Raw genomic sequence first — 25,900 nt, forward strand, 5'->3', positions numbered from 1 at the left:
CTGTAGAGCGGAGCCATGCTCCGCTGGACCAGATGACAAACGGTTGAACAACGCGGGGCAGCAGCCCCGCGCCACGGGAAACAAGAGATGGCAAGCGGACGCGAAATCAAAACCAAGATCAAGAGCGTGCAGAACACCCGCAAGGTGACGCGCGCCCTGGAAATGGTCTCGGCCTCCAAGATCCGCAAGGCGCAGGATCGGATGAAGACCTCGCGTCCGTACGCGCAGGCGATGAAGCAGGTGATCGGCCACCTGGCCCAGGCCAGCACCGATTACCAGCATCCGTTCCTGGTCGAGCGTGAGCAGGTCAAGCGGGTCGGGTTCATCGTGATCTCCTCCGATCGCGGCCTGGCTGGCGGCCTGAACAACAACCTGTTCCGCAAGATGCTGGGCGAAGCCAAGGCATGGCAGGACAAGGGTGCCGAAGTGGACCTGGTGACCATCGGCCAGAAGGCATCGACCTTCTTCCGCCGCGTGAAGGTCAACATGGTCGGCAGCGTGACCCACATCGGCGACGTGCCGAAGCTGGAATCGCTGATCGGTGTGATCAAGGTCATGCTCGACGCCTTCACCGAAGGCAAGGTCGACCGTGTGTACCTGGTCTACAACCGCTTCGTGAACACCATGACGCAGAAGGCCAGCTTCGATCAGCTGCTGCCGCTGCCGCCGGCTGAAAAGCAGGTCGCTCACCACGACTGGGACTACCTGTACGAACCCGATGCCGCGACCGTGCTGGAGCACGTGATGACGCGTTACATCGAATCGCTGGTGTACCAGGCACTGCTGGAAAACGTCGCCTCCGAACATGCCGCACGCATGGTCGCGATGAAGGCGGCGAGCGACAACGCCAACAAGCTGATCGGCGAACTGCAGCTCGTCTACAACAAGGCGCGCCAGGCAGCGATCACCCAGGAAATCTCCGAAATCGTCGGCGGCGCGGCAGCAGTCTGACCGCGTTCGTTCAAAGCACACATTTAGAGGATGCAGCAATGAGTCAGGGCAAGATCGTTCAGATCATCGGCGCGGTCGTCGACGTCGAATTCCCGCGTGAGTCGGTGCCGAAGGTGTATGACGCACTGAAGGTCGACAACACCGAAATCACCCTCGAAGTCCAGCAGCAGCTGGGCGACGGCGTGGTGCGTACCATCGCCCTCGGTTCCACCGATGGCCTGAAGCGCAACCTGGTGGCCACCAACACCGACCGCGGCATCTCCGTGCCGGTCGGCGCTGGCACCCTGGGCCGCATCATGGACGTGCTGGGCCGTCCGATCGACGAAGCCGGCCCGGTGGCCGCCAGCGACAGCTGGGAAATCCACCGTGCAGCCCCGTCGTACGAAGACCAGAGCCCGGCCACCGAACTGCTGGAAACCGGCATCAAGGTCATCGACCTGATGTGCCCGTTCGCCAAGGGCGGCAAGGTCGGCCTGTTCGGCGGCGCCGGCGTCGGCAAGACCGTCAACATGATGGAACTGATCAACAACATCGCCAAGGCGCACAGCGGTCTGTCCGTGTTCGCCGGCGTGGGTGAGCGTACCCGTGAGGGCAACGACTTCTACCACGAAATGAAGGACTCCAACGTCCTGGACAAGGTGGCGATGGTGTACGGCCAGATGAACGAGCCGCCGGGCAACCGTCTGCGCGTCGCCCTGACCGGCCTGACCATGGCCGAGTACTTCCGCGACGAGAAGGACGAAAACGGCAAGGGTAAGGACGTCCTGCTGTTCGTCGACAACATCTACCGCTACACCCTGGCCGGTACCGAAGTGTCGGCACTGCTGGGTCGTATGCCGTCCGCCGTGGGTTACCAGCCGACCCTGGCCGAGGAAATGGGCGTTCTGCAGGAACGCATCACCTCGACCAAGAACGGTTCGATCACCTCGATCCAGGCCGTCTACGTGCCCGCCGATGACTTGACCGACCCGTCGCCGGCGACCACCTTCGCCCACCTGGACTCGACCGTCACCCTGTCGCGTTCGATCGCCTCGCTGGGTATCTACCCGGCCGTCGATCCGCTGGATTCCACCAGCCGCCAGATGGACCCGCTGGTCATCGGCCACGAGCACTACGACACCGCCCAGCGCGTCCAGCAGACCCTGCAGAAGTACAAGGAACTGAAGGACATCATCGCCATCCTGGGCATGGACGAACTGTCCGAAGAAGACAAGCAGGCCGTGTCGCGCGCCCGCAAGATCGAGCGCTTCTTCAGCCAGCCGTTCCACGTGGCCGAAGTGTTCACCGGTTCGCCGGGCAAGTACGTGCCGCTGAAGGACACCATCCGTGGCTTCAAGGCCATCGTCGATGGCGAATACGACCACCTGCCGGAGCAGGCGTTCTACATGGTCGGCGGCATTGAAGAAGCGGTCGAGAAGGCCAAGAAGATGGCTGAGAAGGCCTGATCATGAGCACCATTCGTTGCGACATCGTCAGCGCTGAACAGGAAATCTTCCGTGGCGAAGCGACCCTGGTCGTGGCGACCGGTGAGCTGGGCGAGCTGGGCATTGCGCCCAAGCACGCCCCGCTGATCACCCGACTCAAGCCCGGCAAGGTCGTGGTCACCACGCCGAACGGCGAGCAGCTGGATTTCGCCATTTCCGGCGGCATCCTGGAAGTGCAGCCGCAGGTAGTGACCGTGCTGGCCGACACGGCCATCCGCGCCCAGGACATCGACGAAGCCTCGGTCCGCAAGGCCAAGGAAGAAGCCGAGCGCATCCTGGCCAACCGTGGTGAAGCGATGGAAGTGGCCGAAGCCCAGCAGAAGCTGGCCGAAGCCGTGGTCCAGCTGCAGGCCCTGGAACGTCTGCGCAAGAACCTGAAGCACTGAGGTTCACCCGCAGCACCCACGAAAACGCCGGCCCAGTGCCGGCGTTTTTGTTTGTGCGGATAATGGGCCGAGGCGCGTAGAGTCGACCGTTGGTCGACTATCGCGCGCACCGCCTCAGCGGTAGACCACATACCGCATCAGCAGGAACGACACGCACGCCAGGCCGCCTTCCACCAGCGGCTTGGCCAGCCATGCGTACTGCAGGCCCAGCGCATGGTCGGCGGCGGCCACCAGCAGGGTGCTGGCGATCGTCACCAGCGCCCACAGCGGCAGGAAGCGCGCGAACCGGCGCCACCCCAGCCGCTGGCGGCCCTGGCCATCGGCGAAGGTGTAGCGCCCGTTGAGCCAGAACCCCAGCAGCATGCCGCCCACGCGCCCGGCCACGTTGGCCGGCACCACCGGCATGCCCGCCGCCGTGCAGGCGACGAACAGCAGCCAGTCCAGCAGCAGCTGGGCCAGGCCGACAACAAGGTAGGAACGTCCCTGGCGGAACAGGCTCATGGCGGACGGCAATGGCAATGGATGCCCATGTTAACGGCCTGCGTTCTAGAATCGTCGGCAACGACCTACGGATAGCCGCCCATGACCCAACCCCTGCACGTGATCATCCTGGCCGCCGGCGCCGGCAAGCGCATGAAGTCGGTGCTGCCCAAGGTGCTGCAGCCGATCGCCGGGCAGCCGATGCTGGCGCATGTGATCGCCACCGCGCGCGAACTGCAGCCGGCGGCGATCCACGTGGTCTACGGTCATGGTGGCGATGCGGTCCGCCAGCGCTTCGCCGGCCAGCCGGACCTGCTGTGGGCCGAACAGGCGCAGCAGCTGGGCACCGGCCACGCCGTGGCCCAGGCCATGCCCGAAGTGCCCGACGCCGCGCAGGTGCTGGTGCTGTACGGCGATGTGCCGCTGATCCGCGCGCAGACCCTGCGTGACCTGCTGGCGCAGCCGGGCCGCCTGGCGGTGCTGGTGGCCGAGATGGACGACCCGACCGGCTACGGCCGCATCCTGCGCGATGCCGAGGGCAAGGTCGGCGCCATCGTCGAACAGAAGGATGCCGATGACGAGCAGCGCCGCATCCGCATCATCAACACCGGCATCATCACCGCCGAATCGACCGCGCTGCGGCGCTGGCTGTCGCAGCTGTCCAACCGCAACGCGCAGGGCGAGTACTACCTGACCGATGTGTTCGCCTTCGCCGCCCATGAGTTCACCCCGGCGGAGATGGCCCTGGTGGCCGACGCCCAGGAAGCCGAAGGCGCGAACGACCCCTGGCAGCTTTCGCAGCTGGAACGTGCGTGGCAGCGCCGCGCGGTGCGCGCCCTGTGCACCCAGGGCGCGCGCGTGCTCGACCCGGCGCGCGTGGATGTACGCGGCCAGGTGACCGTGGGCAGCGACGTGCAGATCGACGTGGACGTGATCCTGGAAGGCACCGTGGTGCTGGCCGATGGCGTAAGCATCGGGCCGTTCACCCGCTTGAAGGACGTGACGCTTGGGCCGGGCACCGAAGTGCGCGCGCACTGCGATCTGGAAGGCGTGGTGAGCGAAGGCGCCGCACAGATCGGCCCGTTCGCGCGGCTGCGCCCGGGCACGGTGCTGGCCGACGGCGTGCACGTGGGCAACTTCGTGGAAACCAAGAAAGTCACCCTGGGCGTGGGCAGCAAGGCCAACCACCTGACCTACCTGGGCGATGCGGTGATCGGCAGCAAGGTGAACATCGGCGCCGGCACCATCACCTGCAACTATGACGGGGTGAACAAGTCGACCACGACCATCGGCGACAACGCCTTCATCGGTTCCAACAGTGCGCTGGTGGCGCCGGTGCTGATCGGCGAGGGCGCCACCATTGCGGCGGGCTCGGTCATCACCCGCACCGCACCCGATGGCAAGCTGACCCTGGCGCGCGCACGACAGGAAACCATCGATGGCTGGAAGCGCCCGATCAAGAAGTCCTGAGCCACGTGTGCCGCACGCCGATGAGCTCGGCGTGCTGCCAGGCATCGAACAGCGCGCCGGCGAGCTGCTGAAGGGCCATGATGCCTATCAGGTGTTTGCCGGGCATGGCCTGGATCTGCCTGCGCTACACGAAGGTCTGCGGCGCCGGCAGGTGTGGGTGGTGGATGCGGCCGACGGCGGAATCGCCGGTTACCTGCTGGCCGGTGAACTGGCAGGTGAGTTCCATGTGCTGCAGATGGATGTAGATCCCGCGCACGCGCGCCGGGGCCATGGACGTGCGCTGTTGCGCCACGCATTGGCGATGGCCAGGGCAGACGGCTATCCGGCAGCGGTACTGACCACGTTGAGCGATGTGCCGTGGAACGCGGCCTTCTACGCCAGCGAAGGATTCGTCACGGTGCCGGAAGCGGAATGGGGCGCCGGCCTGCAGGCCGTGATGGCCGAAGAGGCTGCGTTGGCGTTTCCGATGCATCTGCGGGTCGCGATGCGTCGGGTGCTGTAGCGGCCGACCTTGATCGGCCTATCCACGCATGGCGTGGATCTACTGCCGCCGGCCATGGTCCTATCCCCGGTAGATCCACGCCATGCGTGGATACGGCCCCCCGTTCACCCCACCGGCAACAGGATCGACACGCACAGCCCGCCCTCGCCGCGGTTCTGCAATGACACCCGCCCGCCGTGCGCTTCCACGATTTCCCGGGTCAGCGCCAGGCCCAGCCCGGTGCCGTTGCGCTTGGTGGAATAGAACGGCATCAGCGCGTTCTGCAGCACCTGCTCGTTCATGCCCTTGCCGCGGTCCAGCACATCCAGCCGCAGCCACTGCGGCAGACGGGTCAGCTGCACCTGCACATCGTCGTTGGGCGGGTCGGCTTCGGCGCAGGCTTCATGCGCGTTCTTCAGCAGGTTCAACAGCGCCTGGCCGAACTGGGCGATGTCGATGCGGCTGCTCAGGTCTTCGCTGGGCGGGTGGTCCATGGTGAACGGAATCTGCTGGCCCAGGCTCGCCAGGAACGGCGCCCAGTGCACGGTCTGCAGCTGCGGCTGCGGCAGCTTGGCAAAGCGCGCGTAGCCGCGGATGAAGCCTTCCAGGTGGCGTGCGCGGTCTTCGATGGTGCTGAAGATCTCGGGCAGGCGGTCGAAACGCTCGCGCTTCACCAGCTCGCCGCCGGAATGGGCCAGCGAGGCGATCGGCGCCAGCGAGTTGTTCAACTCATGGCTGATCACCCGGATCACCTTCTTCCAGGTCTGCACTTCCTGCCGCCGCAGTTCGGCGGTCAGCAGCCGCACCAGCAGCAGATCGTGCGGGCGGCCGTTCAGATGGAACGCGCGCCGCGACAGGTGGTAGACCTGTTCGTCGTCCTCGTCCACTTCGGTACCGTCGTCCACGTCCGGGCGCACTGCGAACAGGCTGTCGCCGCCGCGCTCGATGGCATCGCGCAGCTCCACCGGCATCTGCTCCAGCACATCCTGCAGCCGTTGGCCCTCCAGCTTCCAGCCGCCGTGCAGCAGCTTGCGTGCAGCCAGGTTGGAAAACACCACGCGCGCAATGCCATCGCCACCGGCGGCGATCAGCAGCATGGCCACCGGCGTGTTCTGCACCATGGTGTCCAGCAGCAGCTCGCGCTGCACCAGGCCCTGGCGCTGTTCGCGCAGCACATCGCCCAGTTCGCGGTGGGCCTGCACCAGGTCACCCAGCTCGTCGTTGCCTGGCCAATGCACGCTGAAGTTGTATTCGCCGTCGCGGTAGCTGCTGGTGGTGCCGGCCAATGCCCGCATCAGCGATCGCACCGGTGCGGTGGCACGGCGCAGCGCCCACCACATCAGCGCCAGCAGCAGCACGGTGGACACCAGGGTGACCGCCCAGCCGTGGTCCAGCCAGTAGGCCAGCAACCACGGCAATGCCGCAGCCAGCGCCAGCACCGGCAGCAGGCGCAGGAACAGGCGGAAGGTGAACGAGCGCCGCTTCATTCGCGCGGAATGCCGTGGCGATCCATGCGGCGATACAACGCCTGCCGGCTCAACCCCAGTTCGGCGGCCGCCTGCGCAATCACCCCGTGGTTGCGTGCCAGCACCTCTTCAATACGCGCGCGGTCCGGGTCATTGCCGGCACTGGGCGCCGGGCGTGCTGCGGCCGGCGCGCGCGGCAGGTTCAGATCGGTCACCTCGATGCGCGGGCCACTGGCCAGCAGTTCGGCGCGCTGGATCACATTGCGCAGTTCGCGCACGTTGCCCGGCCACGGGTGGCGCTGCAGCGCGGCCGCGGCGGCGCTGGACAGCGGCTTGCCGGCGGCCAGGAAGCGCTCGGCCAGCGGCAGGATGTCACCGGGCCGCTCGGCCAGCGGCGGTAGTGCCAGCTCCACGGTGTTCAAGCGGTAATACAGATCTTCGCGGAAGCTGCCGTCGCGGATCATCGCCGGCAGGTCCGCATTGGTCGCGCTGACCACGCGCACCTTCACCTGCCGCTCGCGGTTGGAGCCCAAGCGCTCGAAGCGGCCGGTTTCCAGTACGCGCAGCAGTTTCATCTGCCCGCCCAAGGACAGGTTGCCGATCTCATCCAGGAACAGCGTGCCGCCGTCGGCCGCCTCGAACTTGCCCTCGCGTGCCTTGTTGGCACCGGTATAGGCACCGGCCTCGGCGCCGAACAGTTCGGCTTCGATCAGTTCCGAGGGCAGCGCGCCGCAGTTCACCGCCACGAACGGGCCCTTGGCCGCCAGTGAATTGGCCTGGATGATCTGCGCGATCTTTTCCTTGCCGGCGCCATTGGGGCCGGTGATCAGCACCGGCAGTTCCGAGCGTGCCACCTGGCAGGCCAGGGCGATGATGCGCTCGCTGGCTGGATCGGCGAACACCGCATCACACAGCTCGTACTTGGTTTCCAGCGCCGTGCGCTGGCGCTGTTCGCGGGCGCGGCGCTGGTCCAGCTCGCGGCGCGCCTCGGACAGCTCCAGCAGGTTGTTCACCGTGGTCAGCAGCTTGCGGTCATCCCACGGCTTGGCCAGGTAGTCGGCGGCACCGGCCTTCACCAGGTCCACCGCACTGCTCAGGTGGGTCCAGGCGGTCAGCAGGATGACCGGCAGATCGGGGTGGCGCGCGCGGATCTGCGCGAACAGTGCTTCGCCTTCCTCACCGGAGGTGGTGTCTTCGGTGAAGTTCATGTCCTGGATCACCAGATCCACCGGCTGCGATTCCAGCAGGGCCAGCCCATCGGCCGGGCTCTGCGCCTGCAGGGTGTCGATGTCATGCAGGGAAAACAGCACGTCCAACGCGGTAGCTACGCTGGCGTTGTCGTCGATGATCAGGATCGCAGGCATGGACGCATTCTGGAGAAGGGATGGGTGGCGCCAAGAGAGCCGTGACCGGCGCCACCCATCAAGCATAGCCAAACCCGTGGCCGCGCAGGGCCCGGGGGTACGTCTCAGGCCCCGCGGGTGGCCACCGCCGGCGGTACCGCGGCGGCGCGCCGGGCCGGGCCGAACACCGCGATCTGGCCCAGCACCCACAGCAGCAGGGCGCCCAGCGGCAGGTACAGCAGCGGCATGCGCGGCAGCTCGTACATGTTCATCAGGGCCAGGTTGATGGCGTAGGCCGCCAGCATGCCCAGCACGATGCCCAGGGTGGCCAGCAGGAAGTTCTCGGTCTGGAAGTAGCGCAGGATCTGCCCGCGGGTGGCACCCAGCGCACGGCGGATGCCGATCTGCTTGCTGCGCTGCTGCACCCAGAAGCTGGCCAGGCCGACGATGCCCAGGGCCGTGACCACCAGCAGCGCCACGCACACCGTCACCAGCAGGCCGACCATGGCGCGGTCGTTGCTGAAGTACTTCTGGCGCTGTTCTTCATAGGTCATCTTTTCGCGCATCAGGCGGTTGGGATCGTTGCGTTCCAGTGCAGCCACCGCGGCCTTCAGCACCTCGTCGCGGCGCTCCGGTGCGGTGCGCAGCATGTAGGTGCCGCCTTCGTCGAAGCCACGGCGCAGCGGCATCAGCATCGATTCGGACCAGTTGTTGGCCCAGCCGGTGGGGGTGGTGAGCGTATCGACGATGCCGATCACATGCAGCGGCTGCTTGCCCATGTAGTAGGTCTTGCCCAGCGCATTGCCGTTGGGTTCCATCTTCGCGGCGGTGGCCTGGGTGAAGATCACCGGGATCGCCTTGTCCTGCGAACCGGCCTTGCTGACCACTTCATAGTCCCGGTATTCGTCGGGCTGGAAGTCACGCCCGGCGATCACGTTGATGCCCATGGTGCGGATGCCGTCTTCGGACATCGTGTACATCGACGCTTCCGTGGTCGGCTGTTCCTGGTCCTGCTGGCGCTGGATGCTGCTGCTTGAAGAACCGCCGCGGAAGGGGACCTGGTTGATGATGGTGGCGCTGGTGACGCCGGGAATGGCGCGCAGCGAGGCCAGGTCTTCGCGGGTGCGGGCCAGGCCGTTGGTCTGCTTGCCGATGCCGCTCACGCGCACCATCACCAGTTCGTTCTCGGCAATGCCGCTGGGCATGCTGATCTTTTCCACGCGCTGGCTGACCAGGAACAGCGCATTGCAGACGATGGCGCAGGTCAGGGCGACTTCCAGCACGATCAGGGCGGCAGCGGTCTTGTGCCGGCGCAGGGTGCTGAGGATGGGGCGGATGTCCATGGGAGTCCTCGTTCGGGTGCTTACTGCGACTTGAGCTGGATGGCCGGGGTGACCTGCATCGCGCGCCAGGCGGGCAGGAAGCCGGCTGCAAGGCTGGCAAACAGGGTCAGGCCGATGGCCAGCAGCAGCATGCTGCCGTCCAGGTGGGCCAGCTTGGCGTAGTCCACCGGCTGCTGGCGCACCGCGAACAGACCGAGCAGGGCCACGCCGATGCCGAGCACGCCGCCGACCACGCCCACCGCACCGGCTTCCACCAGGCACTGCAGGAAGATCTGGCCGCGGCTGGCGCCCAGCGCACGGCGCACGCCGATTTCACCGCTGCGGCGCAGGAACTTGGCCAGCAGCAGGCCCACCGTGTTGACCAGGCACACGCCCAGGAAGCCCAGCGCCAGCCACAGCTGCAGGCGCACATCGCTGGGCACCGCGCCGTTGAAATCCAGCCACTCCATCACGTTGCGCAGGCGCACATTCGGCGGGCGCTCGAAGCGGCCGGCCTCACGCTGCTGGCTGGAGTAGTTTTCCAGGTAGCGGCGGTAGTCGTCGGCCTTTTCCGGCGGCACTTCGGCCCAGTACTGGAGCCAGGTGCAGGGCGCGTTCAACGAATAGCTGTTGCCGTCCGGGTTCTCGCCGAAGCAGTTCATGTTGCCGCCGCTGCCCAGCTTCATGTCGAAGGAGGTGGTGACCGGCAGCAGCAGATCCTCATCCTTGCCGTAGCTGCCGGTGGTCAGGTCGAAGAACTGCGGTTCGGGATTCCATTCCTTCATCACGCCCACGATGCGGAAGCTCTGGCCATCCATGCGGATGTCCTTGCCCACGCTGTTGCCGCCCTGGTACAGCTTGTCGTTCAGCGCCTTGGAGATGACCACCACGCGCGCGCGGCCCTCATCGTCCTGGCGGGTCCAGGGGCGGCCGTACTGCATGGGCACGTTGAACATCGGGAAGAAGTCGGCCGAGGTCCAGCGCGTATCGATCGTGAACGGCTGCAGGGTGCTGCTGTCCGGTTCGATGGTACCGCCGCCGGCGCTCATCAAGGCCTGGCGTTCGGCCTTGGCTTCGCGCAGCAGCGCCTCGCCGTCGAAGCGGGTCATCTGCGAATTGGGCTCTTCGCCGGGCACGTAGCCACCGCGCGGGCCCGGGTCCAGCTGCACGTAGAACAGGCGATCGCTCTTGTCCGGAATCGGATCGCCGGAGAGCACATGGAAGACGGTCAGGGTGGTCATCGAGGCACCGATGCCCAGCGCGATGGCCACCACCATCAGCGCGGTCAGCACCTTGTTGCGGCGGAAGCTGCGCGCCGCCAGGCGGGCGTAGTAGGCGAACATGGTCAGGCCCTCACTCGTTCACGGCAACGATGCGGCGCGGCGTGGCCAGCACCGGCTCACGCACCAGGTCGGTCACCTGGCCGTCGACAATGTGTACGTTGCGCTGCGCGCGCGCGGCCAGTTCCGGATCATGGGTGACCATGACGATGGTGGTGCCGGCGGCGTTGATCTCTTCCAGCAGCTCCATCACCCCGCGTGCCATCTGCGTGTCCAGGTTGCCGGTCGGTTCGTCGGCCAGCAGCAGGCGCGGGCTGCCAGCCAGGGCACGGGCAATCGCCGCGCGCTGCTGCTGGCCGCCGGACAGTTCGTTGGGGTAGTGCTTCATGCGCGAGCCCAGGCCGACCTGGGTCAGCGCCTTTTCAATGCGCTCGCGGCGCTCGTTGGCGCTCATCTTGCGGTAGCGCAGCGGCACATCCACGTTGTCGAACAGGTTCAGGTCGGGAATCAGGTTGAAGCCCTGGAAGATGAAGCCGATCTTCTGGTTGCGCAGGCGGCTGCGCGCATCATCGCCCAGCGTGCTCACGTCCTGGCCGTCCAGCAGATAGGTGCCGCTGGTGAAGGTTTCCAGCAGGCCGGCAATGTTGAGGAAGGTGGTCTTGCCGGAGCCGGACGGGCCGGTGACGGCCATGAATTCGCCTTCCTTCACCTGCAGTTCCAGTGAGCGCAGTGCGTGGGTTTCCACCTGTTCGGTGCGGAAGACCTTGGCGACCGAACGCATTTCGAGCATGTACATGGGGTGTCCTCTCTCCAGGATGTGTCAGTTGACGGAGACGCGTTCGGCGTCCTTGAACAGGTCGCTGCCGGAGACCACGATGCGGTCGCCCGGCTGCACACCCGACTTGATTTCCACTTCGCCCAGGCTGCTGACGCCCAGCTCCACCGGTCGGCGCACCGCAGTGCGGCCGTCCATTACATAGGCCACGCCGTTGCCCTGTTCCACGAACGGGCCACGCTCGACCTTCATTACGTTCCGGCGCGTATCCAGCAGCACGCGCACCGACATGCGCTGGCTCTGGCGCAAACCTTCGGGCTGTGCGGCGGCAAAGCGCACGCGGGCGTTCACTTCACCGTTCACCACCTCCGGCGAGACGGCGCTGATCTCGCCGGCGAACGGCTTGCCGTTGCCGCCAGTCAGCTGCGCCGGCATGCCGATGGCCAGGTCGCGGGCGAAGCTTTCCGGCACCTTGATCTCCACTTCGAACTTGGACAGGTCCACCACGCCCAGCACCGGCGCGTTGGCCGCCAGGTTGGTGGCCTGGGTGGCCTGCACCTGGCCCACCTGGCCATCGAACGGGGCGCGCAGGGTCAGTGCGTCCACCTGGCGCTGCACTTCGGCCACCACGGCCTTCTGGCGGTCGGCCAGCAGGCGCTTGTTGCGCGCATCCAGGTCGGCGCCCTGGCTCTGCAGGCGGGCGTCGGTGGTGGCGTTGGCCAGGGTGATGTCGGCCTTCTTCAGGCTGTCCTGCGCCTTGGCCAGATCGATCTGCGGCACCGCGCCGCCGTCGTAGCCGCGCTGGTAGCGCTGCAGGTCGCGGTCGGCGGCCTGCCTTTCGATGCTGGCCTGGTCGGTTTCCTTGCGCGACTTGGCGCGGGCCAGGGTGGCGTCCAGCGCGGCGCGGCTGGCTTCGGCTTCCAGGCCGGCCAGGGTGGCCTGTTCCTGGGCCAGCTTGCTGCGCAGTTCCGGGCTGTCGATGATCGCCAGCTCCTGGCCCTTCTTCACCACGTCACCGGCCACCACCTTCAGGTCCACGGTGCCGGCCGAGATGGCGTACAGGGTGGGGCTGTTGGCGGCGATCACGCGGCCGTCGGCGGCGATGTCGCGCACCAGGTCGCCGCGCTGCACTTCGGCAATGCGCACCCGGCTGCTGTCGAAGGAGCGGCTGGCATTGGACCAGGCATGCACCGCCCAGCCGATGGCGGCCAGCAGGGCAAGCCCGCCCAGCACCGGCCAGCGGTAACGGCGCAGAGCGGCGCCCGAGCGGGAGGTGCCGGCCGGGGCGGAGGAAACGATCTGGTCCTGGGCAGAGGTGTCGCGGATCATCGGGTGCGTGCCTGTCGGTGGTAGCCCATACCAAGCACGTCGCGTGCCAACTTTTTGGTGTTATGAATCAGTGGTTTAGCGGGCCGTGATCGGTGTCCGGGTGTCCGCGGACACTGTGGCGGACACTTTCATTAAGCGGACAGGCGGGGGAGGGCGGACACCCACGCTAGAATGCCGACACCGTCTTCAAGGAAACGCGACATGTGTGGAATCGTAGGTGCGATCGCTGATCGCGATGTGGTGCCGGTACTGATCGAAGGACTGAAACGACTGGAATACCGCGGCTACGATTCTTCCGGTATTGCGGTGATCGACCAGGGCGAGCGCCCGGACGTGCGCCGCGTGCGCCGCACCGGCCGTGTTTCGGAAATGGCCACCGCCGCCGAGGCCGAAGGCTTCAACGCCAGCCTGGGCATCGGCCACACCCGCTGGGCCACCCATGGCGGGGTGACCGAGGCCAATGCGCACCCGCACATCAGCCACGGCGTGGCGCTGGTGCACAACGGCATCATCGAAAACCACGAAGAGCAGCGCGAGAAGCTGCGCGCGCTGGGCTACACCTTCGAGTCGCAGACCGACACCGAAGTGATCGCGCACCTGATGCACCACCACCTGAAGGGCGGCGACAGCCTGCTGGGCGCGCTGCAGCGCACGGTGAAGGAACTGACCGGCGCCTACGCCCTGGCCGTGGTCAGCCGCGCCGAGCCGGACCACTTCGTCTGCGCGCGCATGGGCTGCCCGCTGCTGGTGGGCCTGGGCGAGGGCGAGAACTTCGTCGCGTCCGATGTATCGGCCGTGATCTCGGCCACGCGCAAGGTCATCTTCCTGGAAGAGGGCGACACCGCCGATATCCGCCGTGATGGCGTGCAGGTGTTCGACGAACACGACCAGCCGGTGCAGCGCGATACCCATCTTTCCGACGTGTCGCTGGCCTCGCTGGAACTGGGCCCGTACCGCCACTTCATGCAGAAGGAAATCCACGAGCAGCCGCGCGCGCTGGGTGACACCATCGAAGCGGCGATCGACGCCGGTGGTTTCCCGGCTGAGCTGTTCGGCAAGAATGCCGAAGCCGTGCTGGCCGGCATTGAAGGCGTGCAGATCCTGGCCTGCGGTACCAGCTACTACTCGGGCCTGACCGCGCGTTACTGGATCGAATCCATCGCCGGCCTGCCGTGCAGCGTGGAAATCGCCAGCGAGTACCGCTACCGCGCGGCGTATGCCAATCCCAAGCATCTGATCGTGACCATTTCCCAGTCCGGCGAAACGCTGGATACGATGGAAGCGTTGAAGTACGCCAAGTCGCTGGGCCACACCCACACGCTGTCGATCTGCAACGTGCCGGAAAGCGCGATTCCGCGTGCCAGCGAACTGGTCTGCTACACCCGTGCCGGCGCCGAAATCGGCGTGGCGTCCACCAAGGCCTTCACCACCCAGCTGGCCGCGCTGTTCCAGCTGACCGTGGTGCTGGGCAAGCTGCACGGCCGGGTGGATGCGGCGCAGGAAGCGGAATACCTGGAACAGCTGCGTTTCCTGCCGGGCAGCGTGCAGCACGCACTGAACATGGAACCGCAGATCGCCGCCTGGGCCGAGCGCTTCGCGCGCAAGAGCAGCGCACTGTTCCTGGGCCGTGGTCTGCATTACCCGATCGCACTGGAAGGTGCGCTGAAGCTGAAGGAAATCACCTATATCCATGCCGAGGCCTACCCGGCCGGTGAGCTGAAGCACGGCCCGCTGGCGCTGGTGGACGAAGACATGCCGGTGGTGGTGATCGCGCCCAACGACAGCCTGCTGGAAAAGGTGAAATCGAACATGCAGGAAGTGCGCGCGCGTGGCGGCGAACTGTTCGTGTTCGCCGACCAGGACAGCAACTTCAACGAGTCCGAAGGCGTGCACGTGATCCGCACCCCGCGCCATGCCGGCGTGCTCAGCCCGGTGGTGCACACCATTCCGGTGCAGCTGTTGGCCTACCACACCGCGCTGGCACGCGGCACCGACGTGGACAAGCCGCGCAACCTGGCCAAGAGCGTTACGGTGGAATAAGCCGGGAAGGCTGTGGCCGCCGGGCACGGCGGCCCGGCCCGCATCGGTAGCGCCGGGCCATGCCCGGCGGGGAGCGATATTCCGGCGCGACGGCTTCGGCCTGAACTCTAGCCTTTGCTTAGGGGCTTCCCGTCATCTGGTGTGGCGGATTCATGAATGATTAAACGTTGGGCTCACCCCTGAAACCCTGTGAGGGCGAGGCGGCGCTGCGTGCCTTGGCCTGCCCACGTCATTGCACCCGCTGGGTTCAACCGATGGTGGCACTTGTTCGACCTGGACGCAGGCACTAAGCTGATCCCAACACACCCGCCACGCCTCTGACGCGCACCGTCGCGACATGCTCAAATTGGCGGTTTTTTTTTTTGGCCGTTCTTTTGTGCGTCAGGATGACCCAATACGTAAAGCCGCCTCTTTCGATTGACGAACAGCTGGATCAACTGTCTGCGAGAGGCTTGGGAATTGGCGACCCTCACCGCGCCCACTTTTATTATGGAGCATTCGGGCATTTGGATTCTGTGCACTTTGCGACCAGCGCGTCTCAGCACGCTGACTGGATTGAAGGAATCTTCAAAGAGATCCAACGATCCAAAGAGGTCTTCATCCGCCACTATCAGAGCAAATACACCAGCCCTGCATTCCCCAAAGTCCCCATCTGGATGGCGACAGAGATCATGTCCTTGGGCTCGCTGTCGCGATTCTACGGAGCGCTGCGAGGACGCGAGCAGAAGTTGATCGCACATGATGCAGGTGTCGCAGCACCCGTACTTCAAAACTGGCTGCATGTGACCAGCGTTGCGCGCAACGTGGTTGCCCACCACGGTCGCCTTTGGAACAAGGAATTGGGTGTGAGCGCTACGCGTCCGCGCTCGGTCGGCTGGTCTGAACGCGAAGCGCGATTTCCTGTGAAGCGGGCGTTCTTTCTGCTTCTGATTCTTCGAAAGTTGCTCGTCGCCACTGCCGCTGATGAAGCGAGCTGGCGAGATAGGGTGGACGCGCACCTTAAGGGTGGACTGAGCAGCCACGCGCGGGTGCAGGCCTTCGGGGCCGACACTGGCTGGGATACGCATGCCTTGTGGTGCCCCTGACGGACAGGTATGCGACAACGAGGCCGTACCGCCCGCCATAGCTTCGCAGGTAGAAGAAGCAGCACTACGCGGCCACCATCGGTAGCGCCGGGCCATGCCCGGCGGCATGCCTCAGGCCGCGTGCACCTGCACATCCACATACTCAGCCAGGCCACGGCACGCCAGCAGCAGGCCTTCGCGCACATCGTTGCCGATCTGCTGCGCTTCGTCGCCATCCACGCGTACGCGCTCGCTGGCGTGCAGCAGTTCCAGCAGCAGCGTCAGCCCGGCGTTGGCGCGATTGATGCGCGCCAGTGCCATGCACTGGCCGGTGCTGCGCCCCTTGCGCTGCAGCGGCTGGCCATCGGCGGCATCTACCTGGCGGATGCGCTGCAGGCTGCCCAGCAGGGTGATGCCCGCATCGGTCTGCTGGGCGGCAAGCGTGGTTTCCAGCGGTTGGGCAAGCTCATCGGGCAGGGTGTTGGCGGCCTCGCCCAGGGTGGCGAACAGGTACGGGTATCGCGAGGTGCTCATGGCGGCTTCCTTCTGCATGCGGCAAAGAAGCCACCCCGCTTAACAGCAAGGGTGGCGGACGGTGCGTGGTTGCAATACCGGGGAGCTTCTGCAAAAGCCGGCGGGCACGAGGCCCCCACGCACCGCCCGCCATAGGCGCGCGGACAGAGTGCCTGCCGACGCCACCCACAGGGAATGGGCGACGCCGACAGGCAAGCGTAACCAGCAGAAACTACCCACGGGATTGCAAGCCCGTGCCACCCGTTTTCGGTGGCCACCCATATTTCGCATGGGTCGCCTTGCCCGCCAATGAGGAAAGTTGGAAAGATCGAAAATGTTGCAATACGCCGATGCGCGGCACACGCACGCGGCGGCGCGCCGATTGCGACACCGATTCCCGACCGTTCGTCGAGCATGGCTCGACGCTACAGATCCGCCAGACGCGGCTCAGGTCCCCACGTGGAAGCGGTTGCTGTCTTCGGCCAGCCCCAGGTGTTCCAGCGCTATCTCCAGCCCCAACGCATAGCTCTGCGCACCGTAACCACTGGCCACCGCCAGCCGGCGCCCCGCACCGGCGGGAATGCAGGTCTCGCGCTGCGCGCCATCGTCGTGCACTTCCACATAGGCGTTATGCAGGTGCGGCAGCAGGCGCTGCAGGCGGGTGCTGTCGGCGCACGCACCGGGGTCGAGCAGGGTGATCTCGCCGCGGCTGTGGTCAGCCACGCGCAGTGCGTCCAGCAGTTCCTGTTCGGAACCGCACGCGCGGATGGCGATGGTGGTGCCGGCATCGATCGCGCGTTCCACCAGCGCTTTCAATACCGGGCTGGGCAGCGGTGCGGCCGTGCGGATCAGACGGCCACTGGCTTCCGGACCACGAATGATGAAGATCGACATGGCTCAGGCCTCCATGGCCAGACGGTGGCGGATGATGCCCAGCGAGAGCGGGTAGCCGCCCTGCGCGTTGCGATGGTCGACCACCACGGCGGCCGGTGCATGCTGCAGGCGCAGCCGCGACTGCAGATCCAGTTCGCAGGTGGCCTGGACTTCAATGTACTGCGCCGGCAACTGGTCCAGCGCGTGGCCCAGCGCGGCGGCCTGTTCGCACCATTGCTGCTCGTCCACGGCACCCAGTTCCAGCACCACCCAGTCGCGGGGCTGGGCGTCGATCTGGCACAGACACTGGCGAATCTCTTCCACGCCACTGCAGTCTTTGCAGACCACGGGATGGTTGCCCACGTGCGCAGGCAGGCTCGGCGGCACACTGCTGGGGGTTGCGTGGCGAATCACGATCACGGTCATGGCGGTTCTGGTTTCACACCCTGCGGTGCGGTGATGCCATGGTCGCGGTGGGCTACGTAAAATCGCCAGCCGTGTTCTGCCTCCCCTGCATAAAATCAACGTAACGGCCGGCGCGGCGCGCTGCATCGTCGCCAGCGGGGCGTGAAATTTTATGAAGATTTTACGCGGCGTATCAACGCGGGAATGGGCTTTTTACAGGCATCGATTCGACAATTTTCGCATCGGCTGAACAGCCATCCTGTGAGTTGTCATTCCATGTCTCTGCACCTCTTCCCGGGCCAGCGCGTCAGCGCCCAGGTCATTGCCATCCGTAGCCTGGCCGGCCTTGTCCTGTTCGCCGGCACCGCGCTCAGCAGCCATGCGGCCACCGTGTCCGGCTCGGCCGCCATTGCCAATGATTATGTGTGGCGCGGTTCCAGCCAGACCCAGGGCGATGCGGCCGCGCAGGCCGGCTTCAAGGCCAGCGCCGAATCGGGCTGGTACGCGTCGGTCTGGGGCTCCAACGTCGAATTCGCGCCGGAGACCCATGCCAGCAGCGAGCTGGATTTCATTGCCGGCTGGTCCGGTGGCCTGTCCGACGATTGGGCGCTGGACGTCAACCTGACCCACTACCGGTACCCGTCCACCACGGTGGATCTGAACTGGACCGAGTTGAACAGCACCGTGACCTGGAAGCAGAACTACTGGCTGCAGGTGGCGTACTCGCCCGATGCACTGGCCACCGACGAGCGCGGCGTGTACGCGCAGCTGGGCGCGCGACTGCCGGTCAGCGACAGCGTGCGCTTCGAGGCCGCCGTGGGCCATTACTGGCTGGAAGACGCCTACAACGACAGCTACACGCACGGCCAACTGAGCGGCATCTGGGCCTTCAAGGCGCCGTTCGAACTGCGCGTGACCGCGCACGCCACCGATTCGGCGGCCAAGCGCATCTTCCCCGATCTGGCGGGTTCGCGCGTCGAAGCCGCGCTGCAGGCGTCGTTCTGAACTGAGTCCGGCATCGCTGGCAGGCGCCCCCGCGCGCACGGCGATCCAACCACAACAAGGTGGGACATCCCATGTTCGAGTTCCTTTCCGTAATTGCGCTGGCCCTGTTGCTGGGCTGGCCGATTGGCCGCTATCTGGCGGCGGTGATGCGTGGCAACCCCATGTGGGGTGACCGCGTGTTTGGCCTGATCGAACGGCCGCTCTATCGCATCCTGGGCGTTGCGCCTGGCCAGGGTATGGGCTGGAAGCAGTACGTTACGGCGTTCCTGGTCAGCAACCTGGTACTGGCCGTGCTGACCCTGGCCATCTTCATGACCCAGGCCTGGTTGCCGCTGAACCCCAACAACGCGCCGAACATGCGCTGGGACCTGGCGCTGCACACCATGGTCTCGTTCCTGACCAACACCAACCAGCAGCATTATTCCGGCCAGGCGCAGTTGTCCTACTTCGCGCAGATGACCGGCATCGTTGGCCTGCAGGTGATCACCCCGATGATGGGCCTGGCCCTGGTGGTGGCAACCCTGCGCGGCCTGTTCGGCGGGCGCAGGCGCGATGTGCTGGCCGCTGCGGGCAACGATCGCGCGACGTCGGTCGCTGCCAGCGATGGCGAACCCGACCTGGGCAACTACTGGGCCGATGTCATCCGCCCGGCCGTGCGCCTGATGCTGCCGCTGTGCCTGCTGTGGTCGCTGCTGCTGACCTGGCAGGGCGTGCCGTCCACGTTCGATGGCGGTCCGGTGGCCACACCCATCGACGCATCTGCGGGCATGGCCGAGCAGAAGATTCCGTTGGGGCCGGTGGCCTCGATGGTGGCGGCCAAGCAGCTGGGCACCAATGGCGGTGGCTGGTACGGCCCCAACAGTGCCGTGCCGCTGGAAAACCCGACTGCCCTTTCCAACCTGCTGGAAACCCTGGCCCTGATCCTGATTCCGGTCAGCATCGCCTTCATGGTCAGCGCCTTCACCGGGCGCCGCCGCTTCACCGCGCTGGTGGTCGGCACCATGCTGGCGATGTCGCTGGTTTCCACCGGCGTGGCCCTGTGGTCTGAATCACTGTCGTCCACCAGTACGGACATTGCGCTGATGGAGGGCAAGGAAGTGCGCTTCGGCGCCGACGCATCGGCGCTGTGGGCGGCGTTGACCACGCAGACCTCCAACGGCTCGGTCAACGCGATGCACGATTCGCTGGCGCCGCTGACCGGCCTGGTCACGATCGGCAACATGCTGGTCAACTCCATCTGGGGTGGCATCGGCTGCGGCCTGCAGCAGTTCCTGGTCTATCTGTTGCTGAGCGTGTTCCTGGCCGGCCTGATGACCGGCCGCACCCCGGAACTGTTCGGCCGCAAGATCGAAGCGCCGGAAGTGAAACTGCTGGCCGTGCTGGTGCTGCTGCAGCCGCTGGTTCTGCTGTCCCTCACCGCCATCACCCTGGCCGTGCCCAGCCTGACCGGCAATTCCAACCCGTCCTTCCACGGCATCAGCCAGGTGTTCTATGAATTCACTTCGGCCTTTGCCAACAACGGCTCCGGCTTCGAAGGTCTGGGCGATGCCACCTACTGGTGGAACCTGACCTGTGCGGTGGTTTTGGCGCTGGGTCGCTACCCGGCACTGATCATCCCGCTGGTCATTTCGGCGATGTTGGCGCGCAAGCGTGCCGTTCCGGAAAGCCCGGGCACGCTGCACGTGGAAACGCCCACCTTCGCACTCACCCTGATCGCGGTGGTCGTCATCCTGACCCTGCTTCAGTTCATGCCGGTTCTGGTGCTGGGCCCCATCGCCGATCACCTGGCGCTCAAGGCCTTCTGAGGATTTCCCAATGACTGATACTTCCATGCACACCGGGCATCGCCCCGGTCGCCCGGCGCTGCTGGATGCGGCCGGGTTCAAGGCCGCTGTCATTGCGTCCTTCGCCAAGCTGTCGCCTGGCCATGCCTTCCGCAACCCGGTGATGGCCGTGGTGTGGCTGGGCACCCTGCTCACGGCGGGCCTGACCATTACCGGCAAGGCCGCCACCGGTACCGGCTGGGCGGTTACCGCACTGCTGCTGGTCACCGTGCTGTTCGCCAACTTCGCCGAGGCAGTGGCCGAAGCGCGCGGTCGCGGCCAGGCCGCCTCGCTGCGCCGTGCGCGCAAGGATCTGGTGGCACGCAGGACCAGCGATGCGGCCATGCCGGCCAGCGCGGTCTCGGTGCCGGCCGCCGAACTGCGCCCGGACGATCTGGTGGTGGTGTCGGCGGGCGAGATCGTGCCCGCCGACGGCGAAATCATCCGTGGCCTGGCCACCATCAACGAATCGGCGGTGACCGGCGAATCGGCACCGGTACTGCGTGAGGCCGGTACCGACCGCTCCGGCGTGATCGGTGGCACCAAGGTGCTGTCCGACGAAATCGTGGTGCGGGTAACCGTCGAACCAGGCAACAGCTTCCTGGACCGCATGATCTCGCTGGTGGAAGGTGCCAACCGGCAGAAGACCCCGAACGAGATCGCGCTGGGCCTGCTGCTGGTCACCATGACGCTGACCTTCCTGATCGTGGTGCTGACCCTGCCGTCCATCGCCGGTTTCGTGGGTATTTCGCTGGACCCGCTGCTGCTGGTCGCGTTGCTGGTCTGCCTGATCCCGACCACCATCGGTGGCCTGCTGCCGGCCATCGGCATTGCCGGCATGAACCGCGCGCTGTCGTCCAACGTGCTGGCCAAATCGGGCAAGGCGGTGGAAGTGGCCGGTGACGTGGACGTGCTGCTGCTGGACAAGACCGGCACCATCACCCACGGCGATCGCCAGGCCACGGCGTTCCATCCGCTGGCGGGCGTGGACATGCAGCGCCTGCGCGAAGCGGCCCTGCTGTCCTCGCTGGCCGACCCGACCCCGGAAGGCAAGTCGATCGTCAAGTTGGCCCGCCAGCCGAACACGCCCATCGAAGAGCCGACCAACGCGCACTTCGTGCCGTTCAGTGCGCACACCCGCATGTCCGGTGTCGATCTGAATCTGGCCGATGGCCAGGTGCGTGCCATCCGCAAGGGCGCCATCGACGCCATGGTGAAGTACGCGCAGTCGCTGGGCTCGGAGCCGTCGCCGGAACTGTCGGCGCGCGTGGAGCAGGTAGCCCGCAATGGTGCGACGCCACTGGTGGTGGCCGATGGTCGCCACCTGCTGGGGGTGATCGAACTGTCCGACGTGGTCAAGCACGGCATCAAGGAAAAGTTCGCGCAGCTGCGTGCGATGGGCATCAAGACGGTGATGATCACCGGCGACAACCCGCTGACCGCCGCGGCCATCGCTGCCGAAGCGGGCGTGGATGACTACATCGCCGAGGCACGCCCGGAAGACAAGCTGGCCCGCATCCGCCAGGAGCAGGCCTCGGGGCGCCTGGTCGCGATGGTTGGCGACGGCACCAACGATGCGCCGGCGCTGGCGCAGGCCGACGTCGGCCTGGCGATGAATTCGGGCACGCAGGCGGCCAAGGAAGCGGGCAACATGGTCGACCTGGATTCGGATCCGGCCAAGCTGCTGCAGGTAGTTGAAGTGGGCAAGCAGCAGTTGATCACCCGCGGCGCGCTGACCACGTTCTCGCTGGCCAATGACGTATCCAAGTACTTCGCCATCCTGCCGGCGATGTTCGCCGCCGTTCCTTCGATGGCCGCGCTGAACGTGATGCACCTGTCCAGCCCGACCCATGCGGTGGTGGCCGCGCTGATCTTCAACGCGATCATCATTCCGATCCTGATTCCGCTGGCCCTGCGCGGTGTGCGCTTCCGTGCCGCCAGCGCCACCGCGCTGCTGCGCCGCAATGTACTGGTGTACGGCCTGGGTGGCGTGCTGCTGCCGTTCCCGGCCATCAAATTGATCGACATGGCGCTGGCCGCCGTGTTCGGTGCCTGAGGACCTGCCATGAACAACATCATTGAACACGCTTCGTCGCACTCCGCTCCCACGCGCAGTGGTGTCTGGCGCGCATCCATCGGCCTGGCGATCACCTCGCTGCTGGGCTTTGGTTTCGTCTACTCGCTGGCGGCCACGAACCTGGGGAAACTGATGTTCCCGGCCGCCGCCAGTGGCAGCCTGATCGAGCGCGACGGCAAGGTGGTCGGTTCGTCACTGGTGGCGCAGCCGTTTGCCGATGACCGCTACTTCCAGTCGCGCCCGTCGGCCGCGTCGTACGACGTGATGGCGCTGGCCGGCAGCAACCAGGCCCGCACCAACCCGGACCTGCGCAAGCGGGTGGACGAGACCCGCGCGGCCGTGGCGGCGCGCGACGGCGTGGCGCCGGAGGCGGTGCCCAGCGACCTGGTGACCCAGTCCGGTGGCGGCATCGATCCGCATCTCTCGCCGCAGGCCGCGCAGATCCAGGTGCAGCGCGTGGCCAAAGCACGCGGCATGCAGGCTGCCGATGTGCAGGCCTTGCTGGCCAGGCACACCGAAGGCATGCGCTTCGGCCTCTACGGTGCGCCGCACGTGAACGTGCTGGAGCTCAACCTGGCGCTGGACCAGGTGGCACCGGCCCCGACCCGGAACTGAGCGCGGCACGCGCGGATCGAGCCGCCCCTGTGCACGCACAGGGGCCTGCGCACACCTGATGGAACCTGCCCATGAACGATGACCGCAACGCCAAGGCCGATGCGCTGGCGGGCGAACTGCGCCGGCAGAACAGCGGCCACCTGACCGTCTTCCTGGGCGCCGCGCCCGGCGTGGGCAAGACCTACGCCATGCTGTCGCGCGCACGCGAGCTGCGCCGCCAAGGCATCGACCTGGTGGTGGGCATCGTCGAAACCCACGGCCGCTCCGAAACCGCCGCGCTGGTGGACGGGCTGGAGCTGATTCCGCGCAGGCGCATTGAATACCAGGGCCGCAAGCTGCAGGAACTGGATGTCGATGCGATCCTGGCGCGCCGTCCGCAGGTGGCGTTGATCGATGAGCTGGCCCATCGCAACGTACCGGGCAGCCGCCATGAACGGCGCTGGCAGGATGTGATCGATCTGCTGGATGCGGGCATCGATGTCTACACCACGATCAACATCCAGCACCTGGAAAGCCTGAACGACGTCGTCCATCGCATCACCGGCATCCGCGTCAGCGAAACCGTGCCCGATGCGGTGTTCGACCGCCTGCGCGACATCCGCCTGGTCGACCTTCCCGCGCGCGAACTGATCGAACGCCTGAACCAGGGCAAGGTCTACCTGCCCGAGCAGGCGACCCACGCTTTGCAGGCATTCTTTTCGCCGTCCAACCTGGCGGCGCTGCGCGAACTGGCCATGCAGACCGCGGCCGACCACGTGGAAGAAGACCTGCGCGAATCGCAGATCGCACGCGGCCTGCCCGGCATTGCGCTGCGCAACCGGGTGCTGATCGCCATCGATGGCATGGGCGCATCGGAATACATGGTGCGCGCGGGGCGCAGGATCGCCCAGCGCCGTGATGCGCCCTGGACGGTGGTGACGGTGCAGTCGGGCAAGCCGGTTGACGCCACGCGCCAGGCCGAGCAGGACCGTGCCTTCGCACTGGCACGCAGCCTGGGTGCGGACGCCGAAGTGGTGCATGGCACCCACGTGGCCGATGCGTTGCTGGACCACGCCGAACGCTGCGGTGCGTCCACGCTGATCGTGGGCCGCACCCGCGAGCGGCCACTGGCCCGCATGATCAACCGCACGCTGACCCAGCAACTGCTGCAGCGCGGTGCGCATTACGAACTGGTCATCATCAGCTCGCCCGAAGCACGTGCGCGTGCGCGCCGCCGCCTGCGCATTCCCGACCGTTCGCTGCTGCGGCACGATCTGACCGCCGCCGTGCTGGCCACGTTGGGGGCGATCGTGGCTGCGTGGATGGCGCAGCGGTGGCTCGGAATCGACGACATGTCGATGGTCTTCATCGTGGCGGTGATCCTGGTGGCCACCCGCACCAGCATGCTGGGCGTGGTTGGCACCGCGGCGCTGTGCTTCTTCAGCTACAACTTCTTCTTCATCGAACCCACCTTCACCTTCAGCATCAGCGCCAACCGCGGCGTGGCCACGGTGGTCATCTTCCTGGTGGCCGCACTGGTCTGTGGCAGCCTGGCCACCCGGCTGCGCGCGCAGATCCTGGCGCTGCGTGCGGTCAATGCGCAGGCCACGATGATGGAACGGCTGGGGCGCGGCCTGAGCAGCGCGGCCGACCTGGGCCAGGTGCTGCATGTGGGGCGCATTGCGATGGAACGCAGCCTGGGGGTTGCGGTGTGGATCCAGTCCGCCGATCGCACCGAGCAGTCGCCCGGTACGCTGCTGCAGGGCACCGATCGGGCGGCGGCGGACTGGTCATTGGCGCACCGCCAGCAAGCCGGGCGCTTCACCGACACGCTGGCCGCCTCGCCGTGGTGGTTCGTTCCGCTGCTGGCCAACCGCACCGTGGTGGGGGTGATGGGGCTGCGCTGGGGCGAGGACACCGCGCGCCTGGCGCCCGAGCAGCGCCGCCTTGCCGAAGCGATGATCGACGATGTGACCCAGGCCATCATGCGCACCCGGCTGGTGGCCGATCTGGAGGGCGCGCGGGTGAGCAATGAAACCGAGCGCCTGCGCTCGGCGCTGCTGTCGTCGGTGTCGCACGACCTGCGCTCGCCGCTGGCGTCGATGATTGGTTCGGCCAGCAGCCTGGTGAGCTATCCCGATGCGCTGTCGGCCGAGGACAAGGCGAACCTGCTGGACACCATCCTGGAGGAGGGCGATCGGCTGGACCGCTACATCCAGAACCTGCTGGACATGACCCGGCTGGGCCACGATGGGCTGACGTTGAACCGGGACTGGGTGGGCGTGGATGAGCTGATCGGATCGGCCGCCGGGCGTCTGCGCCGGTACCAGCCGGGGGTCACGCTGGATGTGGCCATCGCCGCGGACGTGCCGCCCATCTGGGTGCATCCGGCGCTGGTCGAACAGGGGCTGTTCAATGTGCTGGAGAACGCCGCGAAGTTCTCACCACCGGGCGCGGCGGTGGATGTGTCCGCTCGCCTGCTTGGCGGCAACCTGCAGATCGACGTGCGCGATCGTGGCCCCGGCATTCCCGAAGACGAGCGCAAGCGCATCTTCGACATGTTCTACAGCGTCGAGCGTGGCGACAGGAACCGCAAGGGCACCGGGCTGGGCCTGACGATCGCGCAGGGCATGATCGGCGCGCATGGCGGATCGGTTGAAGCGTTTGCCGGGCCGGATGGCGTGGGCACGGTCATCCGCATCACCCTGCCGATGCTGCGGCCCACGGCGGCATGAGGAA

The 25,900-nt window shown here is 66.4% G+C and carries 21 protein-coding genes and 1 pseudogene; 12 read left to right on the forward strand and 10 right to left on the reverse strand.

The window, feature by feature from the left end:
- Window positions 1-87 precede the first annotated feature (87 nt).
- The 3 genes from atpG to G4G00_RS06280 are packed head-to-tail and all read left to right on the forward strand — an operon-like array spanning window position 88 to window position 2,821.
- Window positions 88-951 carry a F0F1 ATP synthase subunit gamma gene (atpG, locus tag G4G00_RS06270; RefSeq protein ID WP_049435859.1) on the forward strand — a complete coding sequence of 288 codons (864 nt, stop codon included), beginning with the start codon at window positions 88-90 and terminating at the stop codon, window positions 949-951.
- Between the two features lie 38 nt (window positions 952-989).
- Window positions 990-2,396: a F0F1 ATP synthase subunit beta gene (gene atpD / locus G4G00_RS06275; RefSeq protein WP_032129045.1), complete on the forward strand. Its 1,407-nt coding sequence runs from the start codon at window positions 990-992 to the stop codon at window positions 2,394-2,396.
- Window positions 2,397-2,398: 2 nt separating this feature from the next.
- Window positions 2,399-2,821 (forward strand): F0F1 ATP synthase subunit epsilon, encoded by a 423-nt coding sequence (locus tag G4G00_RS06280; protein WP_005419509.1) that lies wholly within the window; start codon window positions 2,399-2,401, stop codon window positions 2,819-2,821.
- 114 nt (window positions 2,822-2,935) lie between these two features.
- Here the strand turns inward: G4G00_RS06280 and G4G00_RS06285 are convergent, their stop codons facing one another.
- Window positions 2,936-3,322: a GtrA family protein gene (locus G4G00_RS06285; RefSeq protein ID WP_164271949.1), complete on the reverse strand. Its 387-nt coding sequence runs from the start codon at window positions 3,320-3,322 to the stop codon at window positions 2,936-2,938.
- A gap of 81 nt (window positions 3,323-3,403) precedes the next feature.
- Between G4G00_RS06285 and glmU the strand changes: the two genes are divergently transcribed.
- Both glmU and G4G00_RS06295 read left to right on the forward strand, forming a co-directional pair.
- Window positions 3,404-4,771, forward strand: coding sequence for a bifunctional UDP-N-acetylglucosamine diphosphorylase/glucosamine-1-phosphate N-acetyltransferase GlmU (gene glmU / locus G4G00_RS06290; protein WP_108754236.1), 1,368 nt, complete (start codon window positions 3,404-3,406; stop codon window positions 4,769-4,771).
- Window positions 4,740-5,273, forward strand: coding sequence for a GNAT family N-acetyltransferase (locus G4G00_RS06295; protein WP_108754235.1), 534 nt, complete (start codon window positions 4,740-4,742; stop codon window positions 5,271-5,273). The genes glmU and G4G00_RS06295 overlap by 32 nt, the downstream gene beginning before the upstream one ends.
- A 104-nt stretch (window positions 5,274-5,377) precedes the next feature.
- On the opposite strand, the gene G4G00_RS06300 is transcribed toward G4G00_RS06295, so the two are convergent.
- The 6 genes and pseudogenes from G4G00_RS06300 to G4G00_RS06325 form a co-directional block, all read right to left on the reverse strand.
- Window positions 5,378-6,739 carry an ATP-binding protein gene (locus G4G00_RS06300; protein ID WP_108750373.1) on the reverse strand — a complete coding sequence of 454 codons (1,362 nt, stop codon included), beginning with the start codon at window positions 6,737-6,739 and terminating at the stop codon, window positions 5,378-5,380.
- 428 nt (window positions 6,740-7,167) lie between these two features.
- A pseudogene (locus tag G4G00_RS06305) lies at window positions 7,168-8,148 on the reverse strand (sigma 54-interacting transcriptional regulator); the annotation flags it as partial.
- A 38-nt stretch (window positions 8,149-8,186) separates the two neighbouring features.
- The gene (locus G4G00_RS06310) at window positions 8,187-9,404 is read right to left on the reverse strand and encodes an FtsX-like permease family protein (protein WP_108754233.1); all 1,218 of its coding nucleotides are present in this window, start codon (window positions 9,402-9,404) and stop codon (window positions 8,187-8,189) included.
- A 20-nt stretch (window positions 9,405-9,424) separates the two neighbouring features.
- On the reverse strand, window positions 9,425-10,726 hold the full coding sequence (locus tag G4G00_RS06315) for an ABC transporter permease (protein ID WP_164271951.1): 1,302 nt from the start codon (window positions 10,724-10,726) through the stop codon (window positions 9,425-9,427).
- A 10-nt stretch (window positions 10,727-10,736) separates the two neighbouring features.
- Entirely contained in the window at window positions 10,737-11,459 is a 723-nt protein-coding gene (locus G4G00_RS06320; protein WP_108754232.1) for an ABC transporter ATP-binding protein, read from the reverse strand.
- A 24-nt stretch (window positions 11,460-11,483) separates the two neighbouring features.
- On the reverse strand, window positions 11,484-12,767 hold the full coding sequence (locus G4G00_RS06325) for an efflux RND transporter periplasmic adaptor subunit (RefSeq protein ID WP_108754231.1): 1,284 nt from the start codon (window positions 12,765-12,767) through the stop codon (window positions 11,484-11,486).
- 201 nt (window positions 12,768-12,968) lie between these two features.
- Here G4G00_RS06325 and glmS point away from each other — a divergent pair, with 201 nt between their 5' ends.
- Together glmS and G4G00_RS06335 are read left to right on the forward strand one after the other, a co-directional pair.
- Window positions 12,969-14,807, forward strand: coding sequence for a glutamine--fructose-6-phosphate transaminase (isomerizing) (gene glmS, locus G4G00_RS06330; RefSeq protein ID WP_108754230.1), 1,839 nt, complete (start codon window positions 12,969-12,971; stop codon window positions 14,805-14,807).
- A 386-nt stretch (window positions 14,808-15,193) separates the two neighbouring features.
- Window positions 15,194-15,892 (forward strand): Abi family protein, encoded by a 699-nt coding sequence (locus tag G4G00_RS06335; RefSeq protein WP_164271954.1) that lies wholly within the window; start codon window positions 15,194-15,196, stop codon window positions 15,890-15,892.
- 111 nt (window positions 15,893-16,003) lie between these two features.
- On the opposite strand, the gene G4G00_RS06340 is transcribed toward G4G00_RS06335, so the two are convergent.
- The 3 genes from G4G00_RS06340 to G4G00_RS06350 all read right to left on the reverse strand — a co-directional run bounded on the left by G4G00_RS06340 (window position 16,004) and on the right by G4G00_RS06350 (window position 17,683).
- Entirely contained in the window at window positions 16,004-16,405 is a 402-nt protein-coding gene (locus tag G4G00_RS06340) for a hypothetical protein (protein WP_164271957.1), read from the reverse strand.
- 426 nt (window positions 16,406-16,831) lie between these two features.
- Complete coding sequence (locus G4G00_RS06345; RefSeq protein ID WP_108754229.1) at window positions 16,832-17,278, reverse strand: 3-dehydroquinate dehydratase; 447 nt, start codon at window positions 17,276-17,278, stop codon at window positions 16,832-16,834.
- A gap of 3 nt (window positions 17,279-17,281) precedes the next feature.
- A complete protein-coding gene (locus tag G4G00_RS06350) occupies window positions 17,282-17,683 on the reverse strand; it encodes a hypothetical protein (protein ID WP_108754228.1) in 402 nt (133 codons plus the stop codon).
- A 255-nt stretch (window positions 17,684-17,938) separates the two neighbouring features.
- Here G4G00_RS06350 and G4G00_RS06355 point away from each other — a divergent pair, with 255 nt between their 5' ends.
- From G4G00_RS06355 to G4G00_RS06375, 5 genes are all read left to right on the forward strand, one after another.
- Entirely contained in the window at window positions 17,939-18,667 is a 729-nt protein-coding gene (locus G4G00_RS06355; protein ID WP_108754227.1) for a TorF family putative porin, read from the forward strand.
- Between the two features lie 71 nt (window positions 18,668-18,738).
- Window positions 18,739-20,472 carry a potassium-transporting ATPase subunit KdpA gene (kdpA, locus tag G4G00_RS06360; RefSeq protein ID WP_164271960.1) on the forward strand — a complete coding sequence of 578 codons (1,734 nt, stop codon included), beginning with the start codon at window positions 18,739-18,741 and terminating at the stop codon, window positions 20,470-20,472.
- A 25-nt stretch (window positions 20,473-20,497) separates the two neighbouring features.
- A complete protein-coding gene (gene kdpB, locus G4G00_RS06365; RefSeq protein WP_240336091.1) occupies window positions 20,498-22,546 on the forward strand; it encodes a potassium-transporting ATPase subunit KdpB in 2,049 nt (682 codons plus the stop codon).
- Between the two features lie 9 nt (window positions 22,547-22,555).
- Window positions 22,556-23,182: a potassium-transporting ATPase subunit KdpC gene (gene kdpC / locus G4G00_RS06370; RefSeq protein WP_164271966.1), complete on the forward strand. Its 627-nt coding sequence runs from the start codon at window positions 22,556-22,558 to the stop codon at window positions 23,180-23,182.
- Window positions 23,183-23,253: 71 nt separating this feature from the next.
- Window positions 23,254-25,896: a sensor histidine kinase KdpD gene (locus G4G00_RS06375; protein ID WP_164271968.1), complete on the forward strand. Its 2,643-nt coding sequence runs from the start codon at window positions 23,254-23,256 to the stop codon at window positions 25,894-25,896.
- Window positions 25,897-25,900 lie beyond the last annotated feature (4 nt).

This window comes from Stenotrophomonas sp. B1-1, assembly GCF_010894375.1.
GTDB lineage: Bacteria > Pseudomonadota > Gammaproteobacteria > Xanthomonadales > Xanthomonadaceae > Stenotrophomonas.